20 protein-coding genes are annotated in these 22907 nt (G+C 66.6%); 8 read left to right on the top strand and 12 right to left on the bottom strand.

The window, feature by feature from the left end; translation table 11 throughout:
• Window positions 1–10: 10 nt before the first annotated feature.
• Both AC1D14_RS13845 and AC1D14_RS13840 read right to left on the bottom strand, forming a co-directional pair.
• Entirely contained in the window at window positions 11–934 is a 924-nt protein-coding gene (locus AC1D14_RS13845; RefSeq protein WP_230119473.1) for a CPBP family intramembrane glutamic endopeptidase, read from the bottom strand.
• A complete protein-coding gene (locus AC1D14_RS13840; RefSeq protein ID WP_476968648.1) occupies window positions 912–1829 on the bottom strand; it encodes a lysostaphin resistance A-like protein in 918 nt (305 codons plus the stop codon). The genes AC1D14_RS13845 and AC1D14_RS13840 overlap by 23 nt, the downstream gene beginning before the upstream one ends.
• A gap of 193 nt (window positions 1830–2022) precedes the next feature.
• Here AC1D14_RS13840 and pta point away from each other — a divergent pair, with 193 nt between their 5' ends.
• On the top strand, window positions 2023–4095 hold the full coding sequence (gene pta / locus AC1D14_RS13835) for a phosphate acetyltransferase (protein ID WP_230119471.1): 2073 nt from the start codon (window positions 2023–2025) through the stop codon (window positions 4093–4095).
• 10 nt (window positions 4096–4105) lie between these two features.
• Here pta and AC1D14_RS13830 read toward each other — a convergent pair whose 3' ends face one another.
• A complete protein-coding gene (locus AC1D14_RS13830; protein WP_230119470.1) occupies window positions 4106–4387 on the bottom strand; it encodes a hypothetical protein in 282 nt (93 codons plus the stop codon).
• Between the two features lie 436 nt (window positions 4388–4823).
• Here AC1D14_RS13830 and AC1D14_RS13825 point away from each other — a divergent pair, with 436 nt between their 5' ends.
• The 3 genes from AC1D14_RS13825 (at window position 4824) to AC1D14_RS13815 (ending at window position 6894) form a co-directional block, all read left to right on the top strand.
• Window positions 4824–4913, top strand: coding sequence for a hypothetical protein (locus AC1D14_RS13825; protein WP_354962159.1), 90 nt, complete (start codon window positions 4824–4826; stop codon window positions 4911–4913).
• A gap of 140 nt (window positions 4914–5053) precedes the next feature.
• Complete coding sequence (locus tag AC1D14_RS13820; RefSeq protein WP_230119469.1) at window positions 5054–6211, top strand: acetate kinase; 1158 nt, start codon at window positions 5054–5056, stop codon at window positions 6209–6211.
• A 56-nt stretch (window positions 6212–6267) separates the two neighbouring features.
• On the top strand, window positions 6268–6894 hold the full coding sequence (locus tag AC1D14_RS13815; protein WP_230119468.1) for a GNAT family N-acetyltransferase: 627 nt from the start codon (window positions 6268–6270) through the stop codon (window positions 6892–6894).
• Here the strand turns inward: AC1D14_RS13815 and AC1D14_RS13810 are convergent.
• The 3 genes from AC1D14_RS13810 to AC1D14_RS13800 are packed head-to-tail and all read right to left on the bottom strand — an operon-like array spanning window position 6854 to window position 9873.
• Window positions 6854–8389, bottom strand: a complete 1536-nt coding sequence (locus AC1D14_RS13810; protein WP_230119467.1) for a putative bifunctional diguanylate cyclase/phosphodiesterase — start codon at window positions 8387–8389, stop codon at window positions 6854–6856. The genes AC1D14_RS13815 and AC1D14_RS13810 overlap by 41 nt on opposite strands.
• Window positions 8390–8397: 8 nt before the next feature.
• Window positions 8398–8823 carry a DUF7793 family protein gene (locus AC1D14_RS13805; protein WP_230119466.1) on the bottom strand — a complete coding sequence of 142 codons (426 nt, stop codon included), beginning with the start codon at window positions 8821–8823 and terminating at the stop codon, window positions 8398–8400.
• On the bottom strand, window positions 8824–9873 hold the full coding sequence (locus tag AC1D14_RS13800) for a tetratricopeptide repeat protein (RefSeq protein ID WP_230119465.1): 1050 nt from the start codon (window positions 9871–9873) through the stop codon (window positions 8824–8826). It abuts the gene before it with no gap.
• A 207-nt stretch (window positions 9874–10080) separates the two neighbouring features.
• Between AC1D14_RS13800 and AC1D14_RS13795 the strand changes: the two genes are divergently transcribed.
• Complete coding sequence (locus AC1D14_RS13795; protein ID WP_476968647.1) at window positions 10081–10242, top strand: hypothetical protein; 162 nt, start codon at window positions 10081–10083, stop codon at window positions 10240–10242.
• A gap of 83 nt (window positions 10243–10325) precedes the next feature.
• Here the strand turns inward: AC1D14_RS13795 and AC1D14_RS13790 are convergent, their stop codons facing one another.
• Window positions 10326–11972, bottom strand: a complete 1647-nt coding sequence (locus tag AC1D14_RS13790; RefSeq protein WP_230119463.1) for a sensor histidine kinase — start codon at window positions 11970–11972, stop codon at window positions 10326–10328.
• A gap of 142 nt (window positions 11973–12114) precedes the next feature.
• On the opposite strand from AC1D14_RS13790, the gene AC1D14_RS13785 reads away from it, so the two are divergent.
• The gene (locus tag AC1D14_RS13785) at window positions 12115–12489 is read left to right on the top strand and encodes a DUF7793 family protein (RefSeq protein ID WP_230119462.1); all 375 of its coding nucleotides are present in this window, start codon (window positions 12115–12117) and stop codon (window positions 12487–12489) included.
• A gap of 98 nt (window positions 12490–12587) precedes the next feature.
• On the opposite strand, the gene AC1D14_RS13780 is transcribed toward AC1D14_RS13785, so the two are convergent.
• The 3 genes from AC1D14_RS13780 to AC1D14_RS13770 form a co-directional block, all read right to left on the bottom strand.
• Window positions 12588–13391: a class I SAM-dependent methyltransferase gene (locus AC1D14_RS13780; RefSeq protein ID WP_230119461.1), complete on the bottom strand. Its 804-nt coding sequence runs from the start codon at window positions 13389–13391 to the stop codon at window positions 12588–12590.
• Between the two features lie 189 nt (window positions 13392–13580).
• The gene (locus AC1D14_RS13775; RefSeq protein ID WP_230119460.1) at window positions 13581–16133 is read right to left on the bottom strand and encodes a hypothetical protein; all 2553 of its coding nucleotides are present in this window, start codon (window positions 16131–16133) and stop codon (window positions 13581–13583) included.
• Window positions 16134–16140: 7 nt separating this feature from the next.
• The gene (locus AC1D14_RS13770; protein ID WP_230119502.1) at window positions 16141–16881 is read right to left on the bottom strand and encodes a peptidoglycan-binding protein; all 741 of its coding nucleotides are present in this window, start codon (window positions 16879–16881) and stop codon (window positions 16141–16143) included.
• Window positions 16882–17077: 196 nt separating this feature from the next.
• Here AC1D14_RS13770 and AC1D14_RS13765 point away from each other — a divergent pair, with 196 nt between their 5' ends.
• A complete protein-coding gene (locus tag AC1D14_RS13765; protein ID WP_230119459.1) occupies window positions 17078–17374 on the top strand; it encodes an antibiotic biosynthesis monooxygenase family protein in 297 nt (98 codons plus the stop codon).
• Between the two features lie 81 nt (window positions 17375–17455).
• Here the strand turns inward: AC1D14_RS13765 and AC1D14_RS13760 are convergent, their stop codons facing one another.
• Window positions 17456–19678: a S9 family peptidase gene (locus AC1D14_RS13760; RefSeq protein WP_230119458.1), complete on the bottom strand. Its 2223-nt coding sequence runs from the start codon at window positions 19676–19678 to the stop codon at window positions 17456–17458.
• A gap of 961 nt (window positions 19679–20639) precedes the next feature.
• Between AC1D14_RS13760 and AC1D14_RS13755 the strand changes: the two genes are divergently transcribed.
• Window positions 20640–20978 carry a hypothetical protein gene (locus tag AC1D14_RS13755; RefSeq protein ID WP_230119457.1) on the top strand — a complete coding sequence of 113 codons (339 nt, stop codon included), beginning with the start codon at window positions 20640–20642 and terminating at the stop codon, window positions 20976–20978.
• 169 nt (window positions 20979–21147) lie between these two features.
• On the opposite strand, the gene ctaD is transcribed toward AC1D14_RS13755, so the two are convergent.
• The gene (gene ctaD / locus AC1D14_RS13750; RefSeq protein WP_230119456.1) at window positions 21148–22896 is read right to left on the bottom strand and encodes an aa3-type cytochrome oxidase subunit I; all 1749 of its coding nucleotides are present in this window, start codon (window positions 22894–22896) and stop codon (window positions 21148–21150) included.
• Window positions 22897–22907: the final 11 nt, after the last annotated feature.

The following is a 22907-nucleotide window of genomic DNA, read 5'->3' as shown; positions in this document are numbered from 1 at the left end:
CGAATGTTCATTAGGTAATCCCATGGGAGGCCTCCGTGTCAAGAGTGCGGACCAGTCGGGAGGGCCCCGCATAGGCGATAACCACGAGTGCGGCAAGGACATGGAGCAGCGCCAGAGTCCACCAGAGCGTGAGGTAATGGGGACCTGCCAGGGCCGGCAGCACCAGCGCGCCGGACGTATTGAACGCGGCATGGAAGACCATGCAGAGCGGCACGCCTCCAGGGCCGGCTGGGTCGCCCGGCTCCGTCGTGAGACGGGTTTTGCTGGAGGACGTGCTGTTGTAGATCCAGGTCAGCAGCACGGACTGGGCGATCACCATGAGCAGAAACGGAAGAGGCGGGCGCTGCCCGGTGGGGTCGGACACGAGTTCCGGCAGATGCCAGGCCACCCACACGGCGCCGAGGAGTAGGGCTGCGGCGAGGGCGGTGTGGTTCCGCTGCATCAGGGGAAGGGCGTAGCCGCGCCAGCCCAGCTCCTCGAAGAGGCCCACGATCACCAGAGTCGACGCGAAGGTGCCGATCAGCATGAACCAGCCCGGATTCGGCGCAAAGCCCGGGATCGGCGCGCCGCCGGCCACAGTTAGTGCTGCCGCGGCCACCACCAGCAGGCACGGCAGTCCCAGCGCCACCACGTACCAGCGCCCGGGCACTCGCCAGCCCGCCAGTCGCCGCAGGAGGCGCAGCAGGCCGTCCTTTCCCCCGGAGGCGACGGCCACCAGGACAGCCGCAAGCGCGGGTCCGAACGGGACAAGCGGGGAGCTCTCGGGATTAAGCAGGGTCAGCGGCCACGCCCCCCACGAAATGACGAAGGCCAGCACGAAGAAAAGCCTGAGCCGCCGGCGGGCTGGCCAGGAGCGCCGGCTGTTCAATGCTCGCCAGGCCTGCCCGGCAAACCGGGCCGGTCCGTGCCCGTTAGCTTGCGGGAGGTGAGCCACGACCGGCCTCCTCCGGTGGCTTCCGCGCGGCCTCGGGCGGGGGCCGAAGTGTTCGTTCGCGCGGGCCTTGTGCGGGGCGCTTTCCACGGAAGCCGCGCAGCGCCGCCGGTACCCCGAGCAGGACGGCCACGGCGGCAATCTGCTGCCATTCGCCGTCGAACACGTCCAGCTGGGCCGACGCCGAGGCGTTGAAGGACGCGTGCAGCAGCCCCACTATCAGCAGGCTGCCACCCGTCCCCACGTACGCCATGCCCAGCAGGGCGCGGAAGAACGGGGCGAACAGGAACAGCACCGCCCAGTAGGCCGCCGCGTCGGCCCAGGGGGTGCCCGCGAAACCCTTTTCGGCGAAGGCGAAGGGGACATGAATGAGGGCGAAGGGGATGGCGGTGAGCAGGGCGGACACGATCAGTCCGTGCCGCTCCATCAGCCGGCGCTGCACCACGCCAGTCCACGCCAGCTCCTCCCAGATATTGCCGAGGAAGGCCCCGGTGACCACGGTGTTCACCAGATAGCTGCCTACCAGCGGCGCCCAGCCGTCGGCGGGCTGGTGGAAGGTTCCGGTGGCCGCGGCAATCAGCATGGTCAGCGCGGGAAGGGCAAGCAGCGCCGCCACGTACCATCCCGCACGCACCCGCCATCGGAGGGCCTGACGGAACAGGGTGCGGACGCCCGGCCTGCCGTCAGCCGCTGCAGTGACGAGGACGGCAGTGCCCAGCAGGATCAGCAGTTCCGCGAGGATTCCCGGGAGGATGTTCCCGATCAGCAGGATGGACCCTATCTGGGCGGCCCAAGAGAGCGTGATGGCGACGACCAGGAAGGCCGTCACGGGATGCCGATTGATGAGGGACGCGGGAGCAGCGCGGGAACCAGGAGAGTTCATCAGCAGTACTGTCATTCGGAATCGCCGGTTATGAAGGAGCCTCGCGGCGCTGGCCCGCCCGGGGTCCTGAATGGCGTGTGCACGCCGACGTGGCAATCAACACCATGTGGCCACCAACACCATTGTCTGCTCCCGAAAGCGCGGGAACAAGTGAAAGTATGGAAGGCAGTACGCCCCACGCAGGACCTTCCAACCAGAGGACTTGATCATGGCCAAAGGGATTTATGTCAGTGCGACCACCCCGGGTTCGGGCAAGTCGCTCATAGCGCTGGGCCTGGCGGACACGCTCCACCGGCACGCGGACCGGATTGGTTTCTTCAAGCCCGTGGTCCACGGCGACGACCCCGGCGCGGATCCCATGCTGGCGCTCATGAAGTCCCGCTTCAACCTCGACGACCAGCGCTGCCGCGGCGGCCTGACCTTCGCAGAAGTCCGCGGCCTGCTCGCCGAGGGCAAGCGCGAGGACATCGATGCCCGCTGCGTGGAGATCTTCGCCGAGATGGGCCGGCATTGCGACGTGATCATCGTGGAGGGGACGGACCTCACAGGCCACGACGCCGCCGTCGAATTCGACCTCAACGCACGCCTCGCCAACAATCTCGCTGCCCCCATGGTTGCCGTGGTGGGCGCAAAGGGGCGGAGCGCCGCGGAGGCGGCGGCCGCCGTCGACGTTGCCCGCAAGGAGTTGGCGGCGGAGAACTGCTCCCTGTTGGCCATCATGGTGAACCGCGCGGATCCGGCGGCCGTGGACGCGATCGCTGCCGCCGTAAAGCGCGGCGCGTCCGGCCGGCCGGTGTATATCTTCCCGGAGCTCGATGACATCGCCCGGCCCACCACCGGCGAAGTGGGCGCCGCCCTAGGGATCCGGCAGATCGCCGGCCGTGCGGACATGGAGCGCGACGTCAGGGACGTCAAGGTCGCCGCCATGAACGTGGGCAACTTCCTGAACGTGCTCGACGACGGCGCGCTGGTGATCGTGCCGGGGGACCGGGCGGACGTGATGGTGGCCTGCCTGGCGTCGTCGTTCTCCCCGGAATTCCCGGTGCCGTCCGGGCTGATCCTGACCGGCGGCCTGGCCCCGGATGCCAACATCTACCCCCTGCTTGCGTCGGCGCCGTTCCCGGTGTTCGCCACGACGGACGACACCTACACCACGGCCCGCCGCGTGTCCGAGGTTCGCAGCGAGATCTGGAGCGGGCACCGCCGGAAGGTGGCCTCGGCGCTGGGCCTGTGGTCCCGGCGGGTGGATGAGGCTGAGATCCTTGAACGGCTGCACCTGCCCCGGGCCGAACGCATGACCCCGCTGCGGTTCCTGCACGACCTCATCGAGCGGGCCCGGTCCCAGCGCCGCCACATCGTGCTACCGGAGGGCACGGACGTCAGAATCCTCCGCGCCGCCGAGATCCTGTACCGCCGTGACGTCTGCGACCTCACGCTGCTGGGCCGCGAAACCGACGTCAGGGAGCTCGCCGCCAGCCGGGGCATCGACCTGTCCGGCATCAACATCGTGGATCCTGCCGCCTCGGAGCTGCGCCAGGGATTCGCGGAGAAGTACGCGGAGCTGCGGGCGCACAAGGGCGTGGACCTGGCCCGGGCCCTGGAAGTCATGCTGGACGGCAGCTACTTCGGCACCATGATGGTCCAGCTCGGTGTGGTGGACGGCATGGTGTCCGGCGCCGCGCACACCACGGCCCACACCATCCGCCCGGCGCTGGAGTTCGTGAAGACCCGCGAGGGCGTGAAGATCGTATCGTCGGTGTTCCTCATGCTCATGCCGGACCGTGTGCTGGTCTACGGCGACTGCGCCGTGAACCCCGACCCCAACGAGGAACAGCTGGCGGACATCGCGCTCGCCTCGGCGGAAACCGCGGCCCAGTTCGGCGTGGAGCCCCGGGTGGCCATGCTGTCCTACTCCAGCGGCGGCTCCGGCTCGGGCGAGGCCGTGGAGAAGGTGCGGCTGGCCACCGAGCTGGTGAAGAACCGCCGGCCGGGGCTGCCCGTGGAGGGCCCCATCCAGTACGACGCCGCCGTGGACGCCTCCATCGCCGCGTCCAAGATGCCCGGCTCGTCCGTGGCCGGCCAGGCCACCGTGTTCATCTTCCCGGACCTGAACACCGGCAACAACACGTACAAGGCGGTGCAGCAGACCTCCGGGGCGGTGGCCGTCGGGCCCGTCCTGCAGGGGCTCCGCGAGCCGGTCAACGACCTGTCCCGCGGCTGCACGGTGGAGGACATCGTGAACACGGTGGCCATCACGGCGATCCAGGCCCAGACGGTGTAGCGAGGGCCGGTCAGCTGTTCTCCGGCGCGGCCAGGCTGTCGGGATCTTCCTGCTTGGCCGGCTCGTCGGCCAGTCCCTCCGGTGTAAGGTCCAGGTTCTGAGGATCCTCGGGCTGCTCGGCATGCTTGCCAACCTCCGCGGCCTTGAGGTTTCCCGTGTCGTCGAGGGCCGGGTTCCCGCCGTCGACGCCGGTGGGGTGCTTGGTGGCTGCCCCGGCCGTGCCGGTGTCTGTGGCAACAGGCTCTGTGGCGTCAGGCTCGGTGTTGTCGGGCTGAGCGGTGCCGTTCGTCATGGAAGTCCCTCTCTGCGTGGTGCTGCGGGTCCCGCCGACTCTAAGCGCCTGACGCGGCTTACGCAACGGCACGGCGCGCCGGGTGTGGCCTATTTCGCTTTGTATGGCATTGCGCTCGGAGTGGGTGTCAGCCTCTTCCGTGACGGCAACCTCTAGTTCTACCTCACCGCCGCCGTTGTCCTAGCCGGCGTCGGCCTTGCCGCTTTCCGTGAACTGCGCGCATGAGAAGGGGAGCGGATCATCCACGCCACCGGCTCAACGATCTCATCCACTCGCCGGTCGCTTTTCCATCATGGCGGCGCTGGCTGGTGCGGAGTCGTCGGATTTCAAGGATTAGCGGGACGCCATCCAGGTCAGCGACTCCGTGCTCAGCTAGCAGCTGGCGGTGCTGGAACTGGCCGGCTACGTGAAGATCAGAAAAGGCTTTGCGGGGAAAATGCCGCGCACATCAGCCGGCGTGACCGTCGACGGACGCGCGGCCCGGGACGGACACCTGCAGACGCTTCGGGACATCGCGGGAGGCTAGGATCACGCCCGTCGGTCACCGGCCACGCTCGTGGGGCCCACTTATAGTGGGTGCTAAGGAGCGCTTCGCCAGGCCCCGGCGTGACGCCCGACCGCTGCACCGTCAGTTGTAACCCCCGGCAGCAAGGCTTAGGAGGCCCCATGCTCGTGCTCGTCATCAACTCCGGCTCGTCCTCGCTCAAGTACCAGGTGCGCGACGTCGCCGCCGGCAGCATCCTCACCGAGGGGCTGATCGAGAGGATCGGGATGTCCAACGGCGGCCAGGGCGACGGCGAGGTGGTGGGCCCGGCGGACCACGCCGAGGCCTTGGAGCAGGTGGATGCGGCCATCCACGGGGTGCTCGGTGACCGTGCGCTGGACGCCGTGGGGCACCGCGTGGTGCACGGCGGGGAGCGGTTCGGCGAGCCGGTGCTGATCGACAACGAGATTACCCGGGCCATCGAGCGGCTCAACCCGCTGGCCCCGCTGCACAACCCCGCCAACGTGCTCGGTATCCGCGCCATCGCCAAGAAATGGCCGGACATGCCGCAGGTGGCCGTGTTCGACACCGCCTTCCACCGCAGCCTGCCCGAGCACGCCTGGCGCTACGCCGTGCCGGACGAGCTCTACACCAACCACGGCATCCGCCGCTACGGCTTCCACGGCACCTCGCACGAATACGTCACGCACCAGGCCGCCGCGCTGCTGGATGTTCCGGTGGACGAGTTCGACGGCGTGATCGCCCACCTCGGCAACGGCGCCTCGGTCACCGCGATCCGGGGCGGCAAGTCCGTGGACACGTCCATGGGTTTCACGCCCCTGGAAGGCCTCGTGATGGGCACCCGCTCGGGCGACCTGGACCCCTCCATCCTGGTGTTCTTGGCCCGCACCGGCTGGAATGCCGAGGATCTCGACTCCATGCTCAACCGCGAATCCGGGCTCAAGGGCCTGGCCGGGAACAACGACATGCGCTCGGTGGTGGAAGCCTCCGAATCCGGCGATGCCAAGGCCGCCATGGCGCTCGCGGTCACGTCCTACAGGCTGGCCAAGTACATCGGCGGCTACCACGTGGCCGTGGGCGGAGCGAAGGCCCTCGTGTTCACCGCGGGGATCGGCGAGAACTCGCACCAGTTCCGTGCCCTCGTGGGGGAGCGGCTGGGCGCGCTGGGAATCCAGCTCGACGCCGGGCTGAACAGCGAGCGGTCCAAGGAACCGCGGGTGATTTCCACCGCAGCCTCGGCCATCCCCGTGCTCGTGGTCCCCACGGACGAGGAGCGCGCGATCGCAGAGGCCACGGCCGCCGTCGTATCCGCCGGTTGAGCCCGGCGCAGTCCGCCGGCAAATGACCTACTCCGGATAGGGCGTACCCTCGAACCATGCCTGACATCCGCCTGCCCATCCTCACCGAGCGGCTGATCCTGCGCCGGTTCGAGGCCTCGGACCTGGACGCCTTCCACGCCTACCAGTCGCTGCCGGGAACCGCGCGGTTCCTGCTGCGGGAGGCCAAAACCTACACGCAATCCATGGAGACCCTTGGCCGGTACGCCAACTTCGTCTTCGAGAAGGAAGGCGACTGGATCTGCCTTGCCGTTGATTCCCAGGACGACGCCGGCCTGCTCGGCGAGGTGGTGCTCAAGTGGCTGCCGGGCGTGGGGCAGGCGGAGATCGGTTGGATCATGGCGCCGGATGCCCGTGGCAAGGGGTATGCCACCGAAGCCGCCCAGGCGTTGCTCAAACTCGGCTTCGGGGAACTCGGGTTCCACCGGATCGATGCGAAACTGGACGCGCTTAACACCGCGTCTGCGGGGATCTGCGAACGGCTGGGGATGCGGCTCGAAGCCACTCTCACAGACAACTGGCACTACAAGGGAACCTGGTCCACCGAGCTGATCTACGCCGTTCTCGAGGACGACTGGGCCGGCCGCAACGGCGAAACGACGCCTGTGGAGCAACCGATGCAAACTATGCGGGCCAGACGTCCTGCTGGGCCAGCCTCTCGGTGAATGCGGCCTCGGGCAGCGGGCGGCTGAAGTAGTAGCCCTGCCCGCTGATGCAGCCGGTGCTCCTCAGGTGCTCGGCCTGTGCCGCGTTCTCGACGCCCTCCCACACGGCTTCGAGCCCGCAGGCCCGAATGAGCTGGAGGATGGCCGCGATCAGTGCAGGCTGTGCGGGGTCGCTGCCCAGGGCGGTGAGAAGGGTCCGGTCCACCTTGACCCGGTCCACCGGCAGCCGGCGCAGGTAGCTGATGGAGGAATAGCCGGTGCCGAAGTCGTCGATCTCGAGGCCCACGCCGAGCTTGCGGAGGCTGGCCAGCGTGTAGCGGTCGAGTTCGTTGCCCTGGATGATGGCGCTCTCTGTCAGTTCCAGGACCAGCAGCCCGGGATCCAGCCCGCTAGAAGTGAGGGCGTCGCGGACGTCTTCGATGAACTCGAGGCGCTGGAGGTCGGCGGCAGAGATATTGATCCGCATGGAGAAGTCGTGCCGGCTGGTTTCGGGAGCCTTCCGCCAGCGCCGCAGCTGCTCCACCGACGCCTTGAGCACCCAGTTGCCCAGATCGGAGATCAGACCCGTTTCCTCGGCGATGGGGATGAACTCGTCCGGCATGATGAGACCGCGCGTGGGATGCTGCCAGCGGACCAGGGCCTCAACGCCCTCGATCCGGCCGGTGGCAAGTTCGATGACCGGCTGGTAGAACAGCACCAGCTGCGAGCCGGAGATGGCTGCGCGCAATTCCCCCACCAGCTGGTTCCGGAGCTGCCGGGCGTGCAGCATGGCGGGCTCGAACACCCGCAGTTTGTTGCGGCCGTCCGCTTTGGAGGCGTACATCGCGATATCGGCCTCCACCAAGAGCTGCTCGGACGTCTCTCCGCGGTCGGCAATCCGCAGGCCCAGGCTCGCCCCGCACCGGATGCTCTTGCCGTCCACGTCGATGGTTCCGTTCAGGGAATCCAGGATCCTGTTGCCCACAGACGCGGCCTGGGCGGGGGTGGTGGCGGGAAGGAGGACCGCGAATTCGTCGCCGCCCAACCGGGCCACCATGTCGCCGTCACGGACGCACGCGCGGATCCGCGACGCTACACCGGCCAGCACCTTGTCGCCCATCGAGTGGCCCAGCGAGTCATTGATACTTTTGAAGGCATCAAGGTCCAGCAGCAGCAGCGCGGGCGGCAGGCCGCCGTCGGACGCTTCCGCCTGGGCCTCGTTAACGGCGCTGACCAGCGCGGAGCGGTTGTAGAGTCCCGTCAGGGAATCGGTGAGGGCCATATGCTGGAGCTCCCGATGCGCCGCGTTGAGCATCCGGGTGCGTGATTCCACCCGTTGCTCCAGCTCCTGATAGATGATCTGGAGGTCCTCGGCGAGCAGGTTGGTGCCCATGATCACGGCATCGAGCTCGTCCCTCGCCTCGGAAATTTCAATGCGCGAATGGAGCTCTCCCGAGGCGAGGCGGACGATGCCGTCCAGGAGCTGCCCCAGCCGGGGATCGGCGTTACTAAACATCGCCGCCATTACGCCTTGTCCATGCGGGCCAACCAGTGGAGGGCTTCGTGGTCCGAGGTGAAGTACTTTGCCCGGGCAGACCCGAATTCGGCGCCGAGCAGGAAATGCCCCAGCAGCCGGTCCACCGGAGATTCGCCGACGATCGCCCAGGCAGACACTGAAGAAATGGCCGCGTAGGCCGCACGCGCGTCGCGGCTCACGGACGCAACCCCGGTTACGTGAAGGACGACGGCGACCCGCCGGTCCCCGGCAAGGTCACCGAGCTGCTCGCGCAACTGGGCGGCTGCCGTCTCGTCCAGGTCCGCACCGGAGGGCAGCACGGCCTTGACGGCCAGCTCAGGCAACACGGTGCAGACGACGCAGGCCACGGGCAGTACGTCCGCCGTGGCCGGCATCTCCGGGACTGCACCGGGAACCATGGTTGCTTCTGACACTTACCCCCCCTGAAGAAACCTCGGCTGACGTCTGATGGAAGCGAGATAATCCCGCACCATGGCGCTCCGCTCCGTTGCGGCAGCCGTATCGAACAGCGTAACCGCCTCGTCAAGGATCTGCAGGGATTCGGTGTCGTTTCCCTGGGCCATCATGGCTTTGCCCAGGACGAACGACGCCTCCGCCGCCGTCTGGGTGGCGAGGACGGGGAACTTGTCGCGGAGGGGCGCCAGGATGGTGATCGCGGAATCCATGTCGCCGGTGAGATAGTACCAGTGGGCGCGGACCAGGGACATCTCCAGCATGTCGCGCTCGCTGCCGCCCACTACTTCCGTGGCGAGTTCGGCGCGTTCGATGCAGCGGAGGGTGGCGGCGTTGCTGAGCTGGGCGTGTAGGCGCATTTCCGCGGAGCCGCGGTTGAAACGGGCCCAGAGGTCCACGTCGCGGGAGGGGGAGAGCCTTTCGGCCGCGAGGTCATGGTATTCGCTGCCCTCCGTAACCCGGTTGGTGAGGAAGGCGACGTTGCCGATCACCCAGTAGGCCTTGCCCGCAGTGTCGTCGTCCACGTGGTCGGTGAGCAGCGTCTTCAGGTCCAGGCACTCGCGCCACGCTGCGTCCAGCCGGCCGCTTTCGGCGAGGGCGGCGATGAGCGCCTGCTGGGCCTGGATGTGCAGGTACACGTTTTCAAAGTCCCCGGCCACCAGACCGGCAGCTACGGCGGCAGCGTCGACCGCCTCCGGAAGGCGGCCCAGTCCCTGCAGCGAATGCGCCAGCAGGATGTTGGCACGGGCGCCGAGATCGGGGGCGGACGCAGCCACCGGATGCGCGGCGATTGTTGCCGCCAGTTGCTGGCATTCCTGAATGGAACCTTGGTCCCGCAGGCATTCGACCTGCAGCAGCACCATCTTCCACCAGCGGTGGTCATCGCCGGATTCGAGTGCCAGGGCCGCGGCCTGCCCGGCCTGGGCGTATCCGGCGCTGTAGTCCCGGCGCTTCCAGCTCTCGCGGGCCTCAAGCTCGGCAATCACGAAGGGCGATAAATCTCGAGACATCGGCATGCTGACAATTATCCATGGACCGCGCGTTACGCCGACCTGCGCGCCACTTCAAGTGAGCTTGTTACGCTGCGGGCGGATTCATTAAGCGAATGGTTTTGCCATAGAAAATCGTGCCTAGAAAAACCTTGCAAAAACTTGAGGAAGGAACCGTATACTTCCCCCGTAACCAGTAATGCACTTCACAAATGAAAGGATCAGCGGATGAAGAAAATTGCCGCAACACTTCTTATGACCGGCATCCTGGCAGTTGCAGGCTTCGCTGCTCCTGCCAACGCTGCACCAAAGAAGGACACCACCACCACCACGTCCGCGCCTTCGAAGTCAGAGGTCACCTACGCATCGATCGGCTGGTGGCCCAACTAAGGTTGGTGCATAACTCAGCGCGATATGAAACTGCCCCGGGCCTGCTGGTCCGGGGCAGTTTCTGCGTAGAACAGTGTGGCCTTTTAAGGCCCTGCGACCGGCAGGTGGACGGACACGGTGGTGCCTGCACCCAGGGAAGACGCCAGCTCCAGCGATCCGCCGTGGCGGCGCACAATGTCGTGGGCGATTGCCAGGCCCAGCCCGCTGCCCGGTACAGCGGCTGAGGAGGCGTTGGACGCCCGGTAGAAACGCGTAAACACCTGGCCGATTTCCTGTTCCGGAATTCCGACGCCGGTGTCCGTGATCCGCACTGCGGCCGACGGATTTCCGTCCCCCGGCGGGTCCAGCATGACGCTGATACTGATCCGGCCGCCGTCGGGCGTGAATTTGATGGCGTTAGCCACGATGTTCGTGAAGACCTGCTCGAGCTGCGCCTCGTCCGCCTGGATCTTCACGTCCTCGTGGGAATCGGCGCCGGTGATAACCACGTTGCGCGATTCGGCCAGCGGGCGCAGGGCGGCAACCACGATCCGCAACACCTGTCCCAGCTCCACCTGCTTGAGGTTCAGGTGCCCGGATCCGTCCTGCTGCGAGACGGTGAGCATGTCCTCGATCAGCCGCCTGAGCCGGTTGGAATTCCGCGAGATGACTTCCATCATCGACTCGATGCCAGCCGGCACCGGGCCGCCGGCGCCATCGCGAATCATGTCGAGGTAGGCGGTGATGGACGTCAGCGGGGTCCGGAGTTCGTGGTTGACGGTGGCCAGAAAGTCCGTTTTGGCTTTGTCCAGTTCCCGGAGCTGCTGCAGCACCTGGACCTGCGCACTGATCAGGTGGCCCTGGATGAGGCTGTGGGCGAGGTTTCCCGCGACGTGCTGGATGAGGGCGATCTCGGCCCTGGTCCATTCGCGAGGCGCGTCCACCTGCGCGATCCAGATGATGCCGAGCGCCGAGTCGCCGTCGCCCACGGGAACCACCACAGAGGCGCGGCCGGAGACGAGCTCGGACCAGCCGTGGAGTCCCTCTGTGAGCGGGAAGGTTGGTTCTGCCTGATGATCCGCCACCGCCAGCACATCAGCCTCGGACCAAAGGCTGGTGGCCAGGTCACGGGCCGCGTCCTCGTAGGAGCCGAGCGAATCCGGAAGCCGGGGAAACCCGGGCCTGCACCACTGGGCACTGATACGGGGCACGCGCGAATCGTGGAAGGTGGTGAACCAGACGTGGTCCGCGCCGAGGGACTCGCCGAAGCCCCGGACCAGGTGACCGGCCATCTGCTGCGGGCTGTTGGTGCCGCGGATGGCAGCGGAAACGTTTCGAAGGCTCTCGCGGAGGAACTCCGCATGCGCGCGTATCCTCCGGCGCTCGCGGGCACGGCCGATCAGCGTTTCCACCCGGTGGGTCAGTTCCTGCGCGCCGGCGCCGCGGGAGATGTAGTCGGCGATGCCCCACGGCTCCAGCCGCGCCAGGTCGAAGTCGTCTGCGAGGTCCACCAGGAGCAGCACGGGTGTGCCCTCCCAGATGAATTCACTCGCGAGCGCAGTATCAAGAAGCACGACGGCGGCATGGTTCCGTTCCAGCTCCACGGCGAGGGACCCGCCGTCGGACGCTGCATGGACGGTGAAACCGGCCGCGATGAGGACGTTGCCCGTGGCCGCCAATCGGTCCGGCTCGGGTATTGCAACCACGGCTATGCGCGGTGCGGAAAGACTCTCCGCCGGTGCCTGAACCACTTTGCCCCCTGTGTTGCGCGTCGCCAGCGTGCGGCTTCCCGTGATTTTGGACTCACATTATCAGCCCCCGGACCGCGTTGGCCGTGAACGCGTTGGCCTGTAGCTTGATACTGTCCCATCAGCCACCGCGGAGGTCTAGATTGTGAATGCCGAAGGCAGCGGCCGGAACACGCTGTTTCATCTGATCCTGGACGCCGAGGGGCTGCTGCGGCTCACGTGGGCCAGGGGTGCCAGCATCACCGAAGCGGATGCGGAGTCCGCCATGGAGGACGTCAATGCCCTCTGTGGCTCCGGCCGCCACCCGATGCTCGTGGACATGGCCACCACCGCCGAGGTCAGCCGGGGAGCGAGGACCGTGTTCGGGCGTCCGTGCCAGGCCTCGAGGATTGCACTGCTCGGATCCTCGCCCGTGGACAGGGTGATCGCCAACTTCATTCTCGGCATCAACAAGCTCCCGTGCCCCACGAGGTTCTTCACGTCCGAGCGCGACGCCCTGGCCTGGCTGAAGGTCGTATAGCCTCACCGATTGGGCCTGGGCCTGGGCCTGGGCCTGGACCTGGACCCGGGCGGCTGGACGGCCGGGCGACCGGCCCGGCGGCGGCGTGGCGCGTGGATTCAACGGGCCTGGAGCACCGAGAAGTATCCCGGGATCTGTTCGGGTTCGGCGGATGTCAGCGGTCGGGTTTCAATGACGGCGGGGCCGTCCTCCACCACGTCCCACAGTGACTCTGGAAATGCCCGCAGGCGCTGAGCGGCGCCGAAACGTCCGGGCATCGGCAGGCCGCAGATGGCATCCCTCAGCGGCGCAGGAATGAACTGCCGGGTGGCGCCAAGGTGGCTGACGTACTCGACGGCGTTGCCCCGGAAGTCCGTTTCGGCCAGGAATACGCGCCCGCGTTTCCCCAGCAGCGGGTGCAGTTGTTCAGCCAGAGCAGCCTGGTCCCGGCGCTTCAGCACGTGCAGGACGCCGCGGATGAAGACGTTCGCCTCACCGGACACTCCGGCCTCGGTCAGTGCTGCGTTCACTGAGCGCGCCGCCCCGGGAGCCGTCATGTCTGCGGTAATGAAGGAGATCCGCTCCAGTCCCTCGGATTCGGCCCGCGCCTTGGCCACGGCATTGGCGGACACATCCACGCCAAGAACATGGGGGAAGTGGGCAGCCAGCCGGCGGCTAAACGTCCCGTTGCCGCAGCCGACGTCCACGATGGGAAGGTCCGGATTCATTTGCCGCTTCAGGTGTTCCAGGTAGCCCTGCAATTCGTGGTCGTCGCCGGAGTCCCACAGCACGTCGCCCCGGGCCCCAGTGGTGCGGACCTTGCCCCAGTACTGGTCCCAGGCAGCCTGCGGATCCTTGGGCGCCGCGGACGACAGCCTCACCAGTTTGGGAATCAGCAGGTATTTTTTCAACGCCGAGAGCATCGTCCAAATATATGGTGTGCCGGGCGTATGTCTGGCGCGGCGCCCGGCGTCAGGCCTCCGTTCGTGTCCGATTTGCCGGAAATGGCCGCTTGGCTACCGGGGCAAGCGGCCATTTCCGGCAATCGGGAGGTTGGCAGGTTGAAGAAGGGCATCCACGGAGCACCCGATCGACGGAATTGCAGGGCGAATTTATGGGGCGGATTGGGCGGGAGCGCTTGTTGCCGGCACCGTGCCCGTCGGGACTGGACCCGCCGGGGCCGGGGCGGGAGCCGGAGGCGCCGTATTCGCCGGCCCCGGTGTGGCGGGTGCAGCGGACTCGGCCGGGACTGGCGCGGCCGGGTCAGCGGGCTGCGTCCCGGAACCCGCCGTCCCCGAACCCGCCGGTGCCGGTGGCGGACCCGGTGTTGATGATCCGGGCGAGGGAACCTGCGATTGCCCGCTTCCCGCCGTCGGCGACGGGCCCGGCGACTGGCTGGTGGCGGCGCCCGGTTTGGACAGGGACGCGCTGGGGTCGTTCCGGATGATGTCCATGATCTGTTCCTTGTAGGCGTCGAGCCGCGACTGGATCTCGGACAGGGGAACGTCCTGCAGGGTGCGGCCGAACTCCGCGATTTCCTGCCACAGGGCGCTGAGCCTGGTCATGCCGTCAGCGCTCAGGGGGCCGTCGAGGGTCAGGACCAGTTGGCTGGCCAAGGCATAGGTGAGGCACCGGACGCAGTTATAGTTGGCGGCCGCCGAGAGGTTTTCGGGGACAACCACGTCCGCCTGGCCCACGATCAGCACCACCTGGAAGCCAACAGCCACCGCTGCGCAATCCGTGCAACTGGCGAAGGCGTACGCCTCATTGCGCGTATCCACCGGCCCGTCTTCCGCCCACACGAGGGCGAAGGCGACGTCGTACGTCACGGAACCGTCGGCGGTGTTCACGGTCAGGGCCTGGTTGCCGTCCTCTTCCGGGGCCGCCGGCTTGTCGAACGGGAAGACCCACGACGGCGCCGGGGCCGCACCGCCGGTTGCCGCGCCGTGGTCAGGCTGGTCGGCTGGGTTCGGACCGGAAGATTGGCCCTGCCGCGGAACGAGCACCATGCTGAGCTGCGGCTTGCCGCGGGTGGGCAGTGAGGTTCCTTCAGGCCACAACGCGACCGTCCGGCCCGGCCGCCCCTCCTGAAGGGCAGCGTCTCCGCCGGAAAGCGCGGGATAGACGGCGGCTGTCGCGTCGAACAGAGTCCCGCGTTCGTACGGCTGCACCGGGCGATACGCGTCGGGCGCGGGCCACCACGCCCAGGCCAGGCCGGCCAGAACGGCAACGACGGCGGCCATGGCAGTGCCGCGCCGCAGCGGTCTTCCGCGGGTCTTTTTCCACAGCCCCACGCTGAGCTGCCGAACGAGGCGCACCAGCATGTAGCCGATGCCCAGCACGGGAAGGGCGACGACGGCAATCGCCAGGACACGCACGGCGGCGTCGGCCAAGTTGCCGCTCGAAAGGCTGCCAGTCAGCATGGCCTGCTGGTGCTGCAGGCTCGCCCACGCCGTGCCCAGCAGGCGCGGAAGGGAGGCCACCATGAGCACCGTGCTGCCCAGCAGGAGCGGGACGGTCACCAGCACCCAAGCGGTGATGACGGCCCGTGCCCAGGGCCTCAGGGCCTGCGCCTCCGGTTCAGGCTTTCGCCAGTTCCACGGCAGCAGGGCCTGCAGCGTGGGCCTGATGCGCTGGAACAGGTCCGGCACGCCTGTGGCATCGGCCAGGATGTGGTAGCCGTCGAAGCGGACCAGGGGCATCAGCTGGCGGACCATCTGCAGGATTTGTGTGAGCACCACAAGCAGCAGCGCATCGTAGCGGGTAGCCCACCAGATGCCCATGATGGCTACCGCCACGATTGCGTTGAAGTACAGTCCGCCGATGTCAGTGCGCAGCCGGCCGCCGCGTCCCAGGCGGTAGGAATCCGTGACGTCCGTGTAGAAGGCCGGCCAGACGAGGTACAGGCCCGCGCCCATGGCGCCCGGCGTCGCTCCGCCGCGGCGGGCAGCGGCCGCATGACCGAATTCGTGGAAGCCCGCGGACAGGATGGTGACGGCGAGGATGAGCAGCAGGAGCCCCGGGTTGGCGAAGGCATCGTGAGTGGCCGAGGCGAGGCCCTTGACCATGAGGACCCACCAGCAGGAGGCCAGGAAAGCCACAGCAACGGCCGCCACGATCAGCGGGTGGAAGAGGGCGGCGAACGGCGCTGTCAGCTTCCGCGTCCGCTCCGGATCGGTGACCGTATACCGGAACCGCATGCCCAAAAGGGGATCCGACTTCCGGACCTCAGGCTGGGAACCGTCGGCGAGCCGCAGCAGCCCCAGCGGCAGCAACTGGCCCTCGAGCAGCGTCCGAACGTTGTCGGCGCTGACCAGTTTCCCGAATCGGGCACTGGCATACTCCGCGATCTCCCCGGAGTCGCGCTCGCCGTCAACGGCTTCCAGCACGAGGAACAACAGACGCGTCAGCTGGATGGTTTGGCCGTCGGACCGGCGGACCAGGCACGGTGCTTCCCGGTAGCCGGAGCCCTTGGCCTCGCCGATCAGCTGGATGCCGTCCGCGCGGACAGGCACCCCACGAGGACGGGCGTCGACGGCGGCCGGCGCAACAGGCGCACCCCTTGGCCGCGTGCCCGGCCCCGGAACCGAGGTCGGACTTGCTGCGGACGCAGGAGAAACCGGCGGGCCGTCCGGGTTGGACGGCCCGCCGGACACAGTGCTCATCCGGGAACTACTGCTGGAGATCGGACTGCTGGTCCGCAGAGGCAGCTGCCGAACCGTCGATGTTCTGCGTGATGATGGCGTCCTGCTGCGACACGGCGGTGGCGTCGCTGTCGATGGACCCGATGTTGGCGGCCACCGCGGCATCGATCGGGGCGGCCACGTTGGCGTTGGCAGCCACGGCTCCGTTGATGGGAGCGGCAATGTCGGCATCGGCTGCGAGGTCCACGTTGACGTTCAGCAGGTCGCCGTCCAGTGCCGACGAGGGATCCGCAGGAAGGGCGCCGACATCCGGAACGGTGCCGTCCGGAACGGTGCCAGCCGGGACCGCGCCGTCGAGAACTTCGCCGCCGTCAACCGTGTTCGGGCCGGTGGTTGCGGAGTCGCCCCCATCGAGTGTTGCGGAGCCGGTGCTGTCAGGGGTCCCGCCGTCGACACTCTCGGGGCCCTGGCCGATGGTGCTGTCCTGGACGGAGTCGGCCGTGGCGTCGGCAGTGATTCCCTGGTCGATGATGACCCCCTGATCGGCAAGAGCCTGGGACTCGGAGCCGAACGAGAGGATGTTCGCGGATGCCGCGGCGTCAATCGGGGCGGCGACGTTGGCGTTGGCGGCCACCGCGAGGTCGATCGGCGCTGCCGCGTTGATGCCCAGATCAAGGTCGGCGTTGAGGTCTAACACGGACGCGACTTCCTTGTCCGGCAGGGCCGTTCCCGCCTGGGCCAGGAGTTCGTCATCGGAAAGCGGCGTCATTCCCTGTTCGTTGCTCACGCTATGCTCCAGTTCCGGCACCGGGTTCCCTGCCCCCAGCGGACAGGTGCACCGAAGATGTGCCCGTATGCGAGTCAATAGTAAGCATGATGATCAATTTTCGGCAGCTGACGTCCACCGGGAAGCGTCGGTCGGGATCCATGAAGCCGTAACGGTGCCCTGCTGGAATACTGGCACGATGATCACCGAGCACGCACTCCTGCCCGTGACGCCCGGCCGGGAGCAGGACTTCGAAGTTGCCTTCGGCCGGGCGCGCGGGATCATTTCCTCCATGCCCGGATTCCGGAGCCTGCGGCTGTCACGGTCAATGGAATCCCCGAGCACATACCTGTTGCTCGTCCAGTGGGACCGCCTGGAAGACCACACGGTCGGCTTCCGGGAATCAGTCCAATACCAGGAGTGGAAGCAGCTCCTGCATCGCTTTTACCAGCCGTTCCCCGTCGTGGAGCACTTCCAGGAAGTGTTTGCGGACTAACGGGGGACCCGGGACCCCGCGGACTACCGGGGCACCCGGGATTCCGGGGACCTCGCAACTCGATGGTTACTCCGTGCGGGGTTATTTGAGCCCTGCGCCCGGCAGCAGCTCCTTGGCTCCGAGGGAGTCGGCGATGAAGGCGTAGTCCCAGGCCCGTTCGCGCCACTGCACGTACCGGCCGGAGGCGCCGCCGTGGCCGCCGTCCATCTCGATCTTCATGACGATCGGCTCTGTGCCGGTGGTCTTGCTGCGCAGCTCCTGCACCCACTTGGCGGGCTCGACGTAGAGTACGCGGGTGTCGTTGAAGGACGTCACGGCGGCGATCTTGGGGTAGGCGGCCGCACGCACGTTCTCGTACGGAGTGTAGGACTTCATGTACTGGTACACCTCGGGGTCGGTGATGGGGTTGCCCCATTCCTCCCACTCGAGTGCAGAAAGCGGCAGCTCGGGGTCCAGGATGGTGTTCAGCGCGTCCACGAACGGCACTTCCGCCACCACGGCCGCATACTTCTCCGGGGCAAGGTTGGCCACGGCGCCCATGAGCAGGCCGCCCGCGGATCCGCCCAGCGCCGCGATCCTGTCCGGTGCTGCCCAGCCCGATGTAGCCAGCCAGTCCGTGGCCGCGATGAAGTCTGTGAAGGTGTTTTTCTTGGTGAGCTTCTTGCCGTTCTCGTACCAGTGCCGGCCCAGCTCGCCGCCGCCGCGGATATGCGCAATCACGAAAACAACGCCGCGGTCCAGCAGTGACAGCCGGGCAATGGCGAAGCCCGGATCCATGCTCAACTCGTACGAGCCGTAGCCGTACACCAGGCCGGCCGCAGTGGAGTCCCGTGCAACCGACGTGTGCCGCAGCACCGAGAGGGGAATCCTGGTGCCGTCGGCCGCCTCTGCCCACTCGCGCGTGGCCACGTAGTCGGACCCGTCATAGCCGCCGAGCACCGGGCTTTCCTTGCGCAGCAGCAGCTCACCCGCGGGCCGCTCCGGGGTGGGCAGCACGAAATCGTAAACTCGTGACGGTGTGAAGTAGGACGTGTAGCCCAGCCGGATCACGGGGGCCTCGTAGTCGGAGCCGCCCACGCCTGCCGTGTAGAGCTCCTCGTCGAACGCCGGTTCCACAGGGGCTTCCTGGCCGGGCGTTCCCAGACCGGCCAGGGGAATCACCTGGACGCGCTCGATGGTGTCCTTCCGGATTGAAACAACCAGGTGCGTGGAGGTGACGCCCGCACCGTTGACCCGGACCTCGTCGGAATGCTCGACGACGGTGGTCCATCGCTGCTCGGCCAGCGGCTTCGCGAATTCGGCCGGGTCCACGAGCGAAACCATCGAGTTCACGGCGTTGCGGTTGTGGGTGATGACGACGCGCTCCCCGCCGTCGAGCAGGAACGGTTCTGCCTCGTAGAGGACACGTTCGTCGCGGGAGATCACGGTGGTGAGGGCGGCTTCGGGATCGTCAAAGCGCAAAAGGCGCGTTTCGCTGTACTCCGAGCAGCCGATGCCCAGCACGAGGTGACGCCTGTCGGACGAGAGCTCAAAGCCCAGCCACATGGCGACGTCGTCCTCCTGGTAAACCACCTCGTCGTCGGTGACCGGCGTGCCCAGGACGTGGGCCTTGACCTGGTACGGGCGCCAGGAATCATCCACGACCGTATAGAAGATCCGGGTGCCGTCGGGGGAGAAGGAGACGCCGTAGAAGACATTCTCGATGACGTCCGGAAGCAGCTCACCGGTGCGGAGGTCCTTGATGCGCAGGGTGAAGCGCTCGTCGCCGGAGTTGTCCACGGCGTAGGCGTACAAATGACCGTCCACGGTGACAGCGGAGCCTCCCACGGAGAAGAAGGGCTTGCCTTCGGCCTCCACGTTGCAGTCAAGCAGGACTTCTTCGCCGGGAATTTCGACGCCGGCCTCCACTGCCGGGGGAGTCCAGTCGGCCACGCGGTTGCCGGTGTCCTGGGCGCGGACGCGGCACTGGATGCCGTACTCCTTGCCTTCGACCGAACGGCTGAAGTACCACCAGGCATCCTTGCGGTTGGGGACGGACAAGTCTGTCTCCTGGGTGCGGCCCTTGATCTCCTGGAAGATGGCATCCCGCAGCGGCTCCTGGTGGGCGGTGACGGCTTCCTGGTAGGCGTTTTCGGCCTTCAAGTGGGCCACGACCTCGTCGGATTCCTTCTCCCGGAGCCACTCGTAGTTGTCCACGAAGGTGTCGCCGTGGTGGGTGCGCTCTGTCGGCACTTTCTTGGCGACCGGCGGCGCCGGGGAGGCGGCGGCGGAGTCTGCGGAGTGCTGCAGTGGAGTCTGGGTCATTCCTTCAATATATAGATCCGCACTGACATTTTGGCGGCCGTTCGCTACCGGGGGAGAGGGCCGTGGTGGCTAACATGTTTTGGCACCTGACAGCGATGCCCCTGCCCACGCATACGAGGTATTCGGAGAGCTTGGCTTCCCTACGGCGTCAGGCGGGGATGGATGAGTGGGATGGTTCCGGGTTCCGTCCGCGCCCCATTGAGCGGACGGAACCCGAGCCAGGGTTACGTGTTCGTGCCGTCGCGCTGAGTGGCGCTGAACACCAACTTCACGGTTGCCGACTTGTTGCCCGGGAAGCCTGCGGACTTGCTTTGTCCGATGAGCCTTACTTTCATGCAAAACCCTTTAGAACCTGCAGGGATTCCATCAAGATTGGCTCAAGATAGCGTCAGGCGCAGGGCGTTGGGGATATTTGTGACGGCGCCAGCATGGAATAGGCCCACCGAGTACGCTGTCTTCGCCGCGGGCCCCGGGCGTATCCTGAAGTCGCGTCCGCAAACCGGAACCAATCCAGCAGCCGAGGGGCAGCCATGACCATTCCGCCAGTGCACGAGCCCGAGCCGTTCCCGCCGGAACCGGGCCCCGATCCGATGTCGCCGCACCCGAACGGCCCTGATCCCTCCGGCCCCACGCCGCCGAGTCCGTTCCCGGTGCCGGAGCCGCCTGGACCGCTTCCTGTGCCGGACCCCGGGCCGGCCCCGCTGCGTCCGGACCCCACCCGAGACTAAGCTGCCCGCCGATACAACGCACCGGCCGGTTGCGCTTGCCGGTCGTCCGCGGGTTGAGCCTGCTGAGAATCGGCTTTCGACGGGCGAAACCAGCGGCCTTGATTGCTGTCGGCTCAGTCACCCGTAAACCGGTCTTCCCGCAACATTCAGACTTTTCCTGTTACCTGCATCACATTTGGGTTAGGGTTGTCTTCGGTCGCAGCGTCGCGGCCGTGCATGAGGGGAGATGTTCGTTGAACCATAAGCTCAAGGTCCTGGTCCGGCTGGATCTGGAATGCGGCGAAGCTCAGGTTGCCGCCCAAGGAAATGTAACCGCCCGAAGCATTCAAGCTCTGTACGTCGTCATGAAGCGCGCCAACCACCTCAAGCAGGGACTTCAGCTTGTTGTGGACGTCAGCCACGCGCGTGTTGAACCCTCCGCACTGGAGGAGCTCCGTGAATGCTCCAAGACCCACCACTTGCCACGCTCGATCGACCCGCTGCAGTCCGAGTGCAACGTCCGCGTTCTGGCACCGGCCGACGGCGGTTCGGGAACCGCCGCTTCGACGGCACCGCTGGCGGTGGCTGCCTAGTACTGGCGGCTGCTTAAACATCACCTGCTGCCCGGCATCGCCGCAGATTTCCTATCGTCGCCGCATTCGGCGAGTAGGAAATTTTACGCGGGCGAACCGCCGTCGACGTCAGCTGTTCAGCCAGCCGCCAGCCAACAAGGCACCAACTCAGCCGCCAGCAGGCCGCAAATCACTTGTCGGGATCGGGGTTCCGCACGTCGCGGGACCCGATGTCCGCTGCCCCGAGCACCTCAGCCACGGGAGCGTGCGTCGTATCGTGTTCGCGTATCCGAATCTCAGGGTGGTGCAGGTCCAGTGCCGGACGCTCCGAGCGGATGCGCGGCAGGGACGTGAAGTTGTGCCGCGGTGGCGGGCAGGACGTGGCCCACTCCAGTGATGCGCCGAAGCCCCACGGGTCATCGACCATGACTTTTTCGGTGCTGCGGGCGGTGATGTAGACGTTCCAGAAGAACGGGATCAGCGACGCACCGAGCAGATACGAACCGACCGTCGAGAACTGGTTCATCCATGTGAAGTTGTCCTGTGGCATGTAGTCGGCGTAGCGGCGGGGCATGCCTTCCACGCCGAGCCAGTGCTGGATCAGGAACGTGCCGTGGAAGCCGAGGAACAGCATCCAAAAGTGGATCTTGCCGAGCCGTTCGTTGAGCATCTTCCCTGTCCACTTCGGCCACCAGAAGTAGAAGCCGGCGAACATCGCGAACACCACGGTGCCGAACACCACGTAGTGGAAGTGCGCCACCACAAAGTAGGAGTCCGAGACGTGGAAGTCCAGCGGCGGCGACGCCAGGATGATGCCGGTGAGGCCGCCGAAGAGGAACGTAATGATAAAGCCGAGGCTCCACAGCATGGGGGTCTCAAACGTCAGCGAGCCGCCCCACATGGTGCCGATCCAGTTGAAGAACTTCACACCCGTGGGCACGGCGATGAGCATGGTCATGAAGGCAAAGAACGGCAGCAGCACCGAGCCGGTGACGTACATGTGGTGCGCCCACACGGTCACGGAGAGGGCCGCAATTGAGATCGTGGCGTAGACCAGGCCCTTGTAGCCGAAGATCGGTTTGCGGCTGAACACTGGGAAGATCTCGGAGACGATGCCAAAGAACGGCAGCGCGATGATGTACACCTCGGGGTGGCCGAAGAACCAGAACAGGTGCTGCCACAGAATGGCGCCGCCATTGTCCGGATCGTAGATGTGCGCACCGAAGCGGCGGTCCGCCCCCATCGCGAACAGTGCTGCGGCCAGCGGCGGGAAGGCCATAATCACCAGAACAGCCGTGATCAGCGTGTTCCAGGTGAAGATCGGCATGCGCCACATGGTCATGCCCGGGGCGCGCATGCAGATGATGGTGGTGATGAAGTTGACCGCGCCGAGGATGGTGCCGAAACCGGACAGCGCCAGGCCAAACACCCACAGGTCCCCGCCGATCCCGGGGGTGAACGTCGTGTTGTGAAGCGGCGCGTACGCGAACCAGCCGAAGGACGCCGCGCCCTGCGGGGTGATGAAGCCGGAGACGGCGATGGTGGAGCCGAACAGGAAGAACCAGAAGGCCAGCGCGTTCAGACGGGGGAACGCGACGTCAGGGGCGCCGATCTGCAGYGGCATGATGACGTTCGCGAACCCGGCAAACAGCGGGGTCGCGAACATCAGCAGCATGGCCGTGCCGTGCATCGTGAACAGCTGGTTGTACTGCTCCTTTGTCTGCAGGATCTGCATGCCCGGCTCAAACAGCTCGGCACGGATCAGCAACGCCATCACGCCGGCGAGGCAGAAGAACACGAAGGACGCGATCAGGTACATGTAGCCGATAATCTTGTGGTCCGTGGACGTGATCCACCTGACCACCATGCTGCCCTTCCGCCGGGGCACCACATCGGGAACTCCGGCGGCGGTCAAACCTGGTTGTTGATATGCGGTCATTGTCAGCCACT

This window comes from Arthrobacter sp. P1_B11, from assembly GCF_056406715.1.
This window is presented reverse-complemented; position numbering and strand designations above follow the sequence as displayed.

What these genes read in the sequence shown, in the direction of transcription:
- AC1D14_RS13825 (WP_354962159.1), top strand. Translation starts at nt 4,824, where the DNA reads ATGCCGCGCACATCAGCCGGCGTGACCGTCGACGGACGCGCGGCCCGG.
- AC1D14_RS13775 (WP_230119460.1), bottom strand. Translation starts at nt 16,133, where the DNA reads ATGAGCACTGTGTCCGGCGGGCCGTCCAACCCGGACGGCCCGCCGGTT.
- pta (WP_230119471.1), top strand. Translation starts at nt 2,023, where the DNA reads ATGGCCAAAGGGATTTATGTCAGTGCGACCACCCCGGGTTCGGGCAAG.
- AC1D14_RS13760 (WP_230119458.1), bottom strand. Translation starts at nt 19,678, where the DNA reads ATGACCCAGACTCCACTGCAGCACTCCGCAGACTCCGCCGCCGCCTCC.
- AC1D14_RS13795 (WP_476968647.1), top strand. Translation starts at nt 10,081, where the DNA reads ATGAAGAAAATTGCCGCAACACTTCTTATGACCGGCATCCTGGCAGTT.
- AC1D14_RS13770 (WP_230119502.1), bottom strand. Translation starts at nt 16,881, where the DNA reads ATGACGCCGCTTTCCGATGACGAACTCCTGGCCCAGGCGGGAACGGCC.
- AC1D14_RS13810 (WP_230119467.1), bottom strand. Translation starts at nt 8,389, where the DNA reads ATGTTTAGTAACGCCGATCCCCGGCTGGGGCAGCTCCTGGACGGCATC.
- AC1D14_RS13800 (WP_230119465.1), bottom strand. Translation starts at nt 9,873, where the DNA reads ATGTCTCGAGATTTATCGCCCTTCGTGATTGCCGAGCTTGAGGCCCGC.
- AC1D14_RS13765 (WP_230119459.1), top strand. Translation starts at nt 17,078, where the DNA reads ATGATCACCGAGCACGCACTCCTGCCCGTGACGCCCGGCCGGGAGCAG.
- AC1D14_RS13815 (WP_230119468.1), top strand. Translation starts at nt 6,268, where the DNA reads ATGCCTGACATCCGCCTGCCCATCCTCACCGAGCGGCTGATCCTGCGC.
- AC1D14_RS13830 (WP_230119470.1), bottom strand. Translation starts at nt 4,387, where the DNA reads ATGACGAACGGCACCGCTCAGCCCGACAACACCGAGCCTGACGCCACA.
- AC1D14_RS13780 (WP_230119461.1), bottom strand. Translation starts at nt 13,391, where the DNA reads ATGCTCTCGGCGTTGAAAAAATACCTGCTGATTCCCAAACTGGTGAGG.
- AC1D14_RS13840 (WP_476968648.1), bottom strand. Translation starts at nt 1,829, where the DNA reads ATGACAGTACTGCTGATGAACTCTCCTGGTTCCCGCGCTGCTCCCGCG.
- AC1D14_RS13820 (WP_230119469.1), top strand. Translation starts at nt 5,054, where the DNA reads ATGCTCGTGCTCGTCATCAACTCCGGCTCGTCCTCGCTCAAGTACCAG.